Raw genomic sequence first — 4,113 nt, forward strand, 5'->3', positions numbered from 1 at the left:
ATATAAAGAGTATAGAGGTTGAAAAAATGAATGGTTGTAAAGATGGGAGATTATGACTATAAGTAAAACGTTTCAAACAATTTTTTTGTAGTTCATCTTGGGGTATTTACTTTTCTTAGCTTGATTGTGATGGGATATCACCGATTTGGCTTTTACGGGCAGTTAATCTCCTACCTAACTTCCTCGCCTGTGCCTAATTTTGAGGCGGGAGTCTTACTGCCCACAAATAGCGGGATAAAACTAATTAAAAGGCTAAAGATGAACATGTTGCGTATTTCTACGGACAAGTAGATCTTGAGGATACATCAACAAACTAAAAAGCTCTTCATTTGAAGAGCTTTTTATATTCGCTTCATTGAAATTGTTTCACGTATGCTTTGTAAATTTTGCAGTGTTTCCTCCTGTCGTTGCAACGACAAACCCACATACAAAGTATCTAATAAACTAAGCTGCGCTAATCGTGATGAACTTGCTTCTGTACGAAATTCAGTCTCACGCGTCGAAGTATATAGCGTTATATGAGCAAGTTGGCTTAATGCCGATTTTTGATAGCTCGTAATCGCAATAATGCGAGCTCCTCTTGCTTTTGCTACTTCTAATGCTTCAAGTAATCCTTTATTACTGCCTGAATGAGAAATTGCAATGACCACTGCTTCTTTTGTCAGCAAGCCAGCTCCCATAATTTGAAAATGAGAATCCGTATGGGCAATACAAGAAATACCCGTTCTCATAAACTTATGATAAGCATCCATCGCAATAATACCCGACCCACCATTTCCATAAAACTCAATTCGTTTTGCTTCATTCAGCGCACTTACTGCCTGTTCCAACGCGTTATCATTTAACAAATGTAATGTATCTTGCAGTCCTGTAATATGTGAATGAAAAACTTTTTTAGCAACAGTGACCATATTATCTTCTACCGATACTTCCTCATGAATGTTTTGCATCGGAGTATGTACAATCTCACGAGCTAATGTAATTTTCAGGTCTTGAAACCCTTGAAAACCTAGGTGTTTGCATAAGCGGAATATCGTTGCTTCGGAACTATTCGTAACTTCCGCTAATTCCGTAATCGATTTATGTACAACATCTTGTGGATGTTTCAAAATATGTTCGGCAATACTTCGTAATTTCGGTGATAAACCATTTACCGAAGCCTGAATCTTTCCAATCCCACTTTTTGTACCAGGCATAGTGTATCTTCCCCTTCCATAGTAGCTTTATCCCGTATTAACGGGCAGTAAGACTCCCACCTCAAAATTCGATGAATGCAAGGGAGTTAGGTGGGAGATCAACTGCCCGTAAAAACCCGATTGGTTCAACTAATAATCAGTGGGGATGACCCCCCCCACTGATTAAAGTTTCACTTTATTGTACCTAATTATTGAAAGAAGAAAAACCTTTATTCGGCATCTCTATACATTTTAATTTCTCATATGTATTCTTCCGTAGCATATGACACAATTATTCATACTTATTTCTAGTTTTCCCCATGCTTTACTGCGTATAAGGCAGCTTGTGTGCGGTCATCTACTTCCAATTTAGCCAATACGTTGGAAACATGTGTTTTAACCGTTTGTTCTGTAATATGAAGCGCCGCTGCAATCTCCTTATTGCTTCTTCCTTTCGCAATTTCACGAAGTACTTCTTGCTCCCTTTTCGTTAACATGGAAAAAGGATTCTCTTTTTCTTTCTTGACTGCTGACCGCCCTAATAGCGCAGGTGTTACCTTTGGATGAAAATTCGTATTCCCTTGATATACCGCAACAATTGACGCAACGAGTTGATCTGGCTGCACTTCTTTTAATTGATAACCATCTGCCCCAGCTTTTAATGCTGGTAAAACGTAATCTTGTTCCGAAAAACTACTGAGCATAAGAATTTTTATTGTCTCGTCATATTGTTTTATACGTTTTGTCGCTTCAATACCGTCCATTATAGGCATTGATATATCCATTAAAACTACATCTGGCTTTTCTTTTTGAACAAATGTTAATGCCTCTTCGCCATTTTCTGCTTCTCCAATAATTTCAAATTCCTCTCTCGTTTTCAAAAAGAATACGAGTCCCCTTCGAACGATATGATGATCTTCTACAAGTAATAATTTAATTTTCACTGATGTTCTCCCTCTCAAACCGGTAATTGAATTTCTATCTTTGTCCCCTTTTCCGGTTCTGCTTTTATTCGAAAAATTCCCCTCATTAATTCAATTCGTTCTTTCATACTTTTCAAACCAAGTGCTGACTCTCTTACTTGATCCTGTATAAATCCTATTCCGTTATCTTCTATGTAAAAGTGCAGCTTATTATCTTCAATCCTTAAATAAACACATACTTTTTCACACGAAGCATGCTTTTTACAATTATGTAATGCCTCTTGGCTTATACGCCATAAAACTTCTTCTATTTCATCTTCAATTAAAACCATTCCATCAATTCGAACTTCCACTTGAATCCCTAACAGTTTTCCGTAATTTTGAATCGCTTCTGCTAAACCTTTCTCTAATCCTTCAGGCCTTAATTGCCAAATCAAAAGTGTCATCTCCTGCAATGCTTCCTGTGATAATTCTCCAATATAACTTAACATCTCTTGCAAGTCTCTATCCTTCGTCATATTTAGAGTCCCTTTCGCTGTTAGCATAATTGAAAATAACAATTGTTTAACGGAATCATGTAGGTCACGTGCAAGTCGATTTCTTTCAGCTACTACTACATATTTTCGTTCTTTCTCAACTAATTGAATACGTTGTATTGTCGTTCCAATTTGAAATGCAATCGCTTCTAATAACGCTAACTCTTCCTCAGAAAAATGTGTTTTATGGGGCGAGGCTACATTTAATAAACCAAATTTCTCTGATCCAGATCTTAGCGGGATTGTCGCATGATGTGTAACATCTTCGGTCTCTCCCCAATTACATTCAATCGCATCCTCTATTCGTTTACATTCAATAATATTTGTCGCTTTTTCCAATCTTCCATTCACAAAACGTTCTACACACCAACAATCTCCTTCACACATCGGCTTCTTTTCCTGCCACGTAAGAGCTGGGGGTAAGTTTTGGTCTACAAGCATACGATGCTTTCCACTTTCATCAATAAAGAATATCCACCCTGTTTGTAAATTCATAACTTGTAATAATGTATGTAACACTTTTCCTAACATTTCCTGTAAGTTTGTTGCTTCATTTAGTAACTCAGCAATTTCTTTTAATGCTTCTAAACGATGCATTTCTTTTTCATCTATGTTCATTCTCATCACCAACTACCATTATAACATTAAGAAATTTCTAAATACTACAAACAAAAAGAACTGAATTCCTTCAGCTCTTTTTTAGGAGATATCCCATACAGTTCATTCAAGTCTGCTGATTTGCAAATCTAAATTCTAAACCAAAACAGAAATTAGCTAGTTTTCATTAACTGTCTGATAAAGATTGTCCCACATGGATATTTTGTAAACTTTCAGTAGTAACGAACATATTCGCTGCTGGCATTTGTACTTGATTTTTATGGAACATAGACATTAATTCAAATCTTACTTGCCTTGAAGTTTCAAAATAATCTTCCGGTTTAATCAAACCTGTAATACAAAATTCATATCCTACATATTTAAGGTTAGGATTTAAGTCTGTAACTCCAACATATTTAAATGGTTCAACAGCTTCATCCTCTACTCTATAAAGACTTTGATCCAATTTTTCATTACACATAACACAGACCTCTTCTAACAATTCCTTAACTCTTGTAGGATCTTCCTGATAACTTACCGTGATGCGTTCAATAACTCGCATCCATCCTTTATTAAAATTTTGTATCGTTCTAATCTCTCCGTGTGGTATGGTAAGGAGTTTTCCTGACCATTCACGAATTTGCATAAAACGAATACTAATTTCCTCAATGGTTCCTGAATTTGTTCCGTTAAAAGTAACAAAATCGCCAACACGAAACTCTTTGTCCGCTAATCTTGCAAAGCCTAATATGACATCTTTTAGCATCTGTTGTGCAGCAAAACCGATGACCACTCCCGCTATCCCTGCGCCTGCAATAATACTTTTTATATCTACAAATTGACTAATTAAATATATGATCAGACTGATGATAATGATATACC

The 4,113-nt window shown here is 36.3% G+C and carries 4 protein-coding genes; all 4 read right to left on the bottom strand.

Annotated features, from left to right (window positions below; all coding sequences use genetic code 11):
- Window positions 1–341: 341 nt before the first annotated feature.
- The gene (locus AB3X48_RS18575) at window positions 342–1,196 is read right to left on the bottom strand and encodes a MurR/RpiR family transcriptional regulator (RefSeq protein WP_016104744.1); all 855 of its coding nucleotides are present in this window, start codon (window positions 1,194–1,196) and stop codon (window positions 342–344) included.
- A 287-nt stretch (window positions 1,197–1,483) separates the two neighbouring features.
- Window positions 1,484–2,119 (bottom strand): response regulator, encoded by a 636-nt coding sequence (locus AB3X48_RS18580; protein ID WP_002202133.1) that lies wholly within the window; start codon window positions 2,117–2,119, stop codon window positions 1,484–1,486.
- Between the two features lie 14 nt (window positions 2,120–2,133).
- Window positions 2,134–3,252 carry a GAF domain-containing sensor histidine kinase gene (locus tag AB3X48_RS18585; RefSeq protein WP_016104743.1) on the bottom strand — a complete coding sequence of 373 codons (1,119 nt, stop codon included), beginning with the start codon at window positions 3,250–3,252 and terminating at the stop codon, window positions 2,134–2,136.
- Between the two features lie 166 nt (window positions 3,253–3,418).
- A partial coding sequence (locus AB3X48_RS18590) for a mechanosensitive ion channel family protein (protein ID WP_367959800.1) occupies window positions 3,419–4,113 on the bottom strand: 695 nt, incomplete at its 5' end.

It is taken from the genome of Bacillus sp. S4 (genome assembly GCF_040838205.1).
In the GTDB taxonomy this organism is placed as follows: domain Bacteria; phylum Bacillota; class Bacilli; order Bacillales; family Bacillaceae_G; genus Bacillus_A; species Bacillus_A cereus_U.

Excerpts from the sequence above, each read along its gene's own strand:
- AB3X48_RS18575 (WP_016104744.1), bottom strand. The coding sequence starts at position 1,196 with ATGCCTGGTACAAAAAGTGGGATTGGAAAGATTCAGGCTTCGGTAAAT.
- AB3X48_RS18585 (WP_016104743.1), bottom strand. The coding sequence starts at position 3,252 with ATGAACATAGATGAAAAAGAAATGCATCGTTTAGAAGCATTAAAAGAA.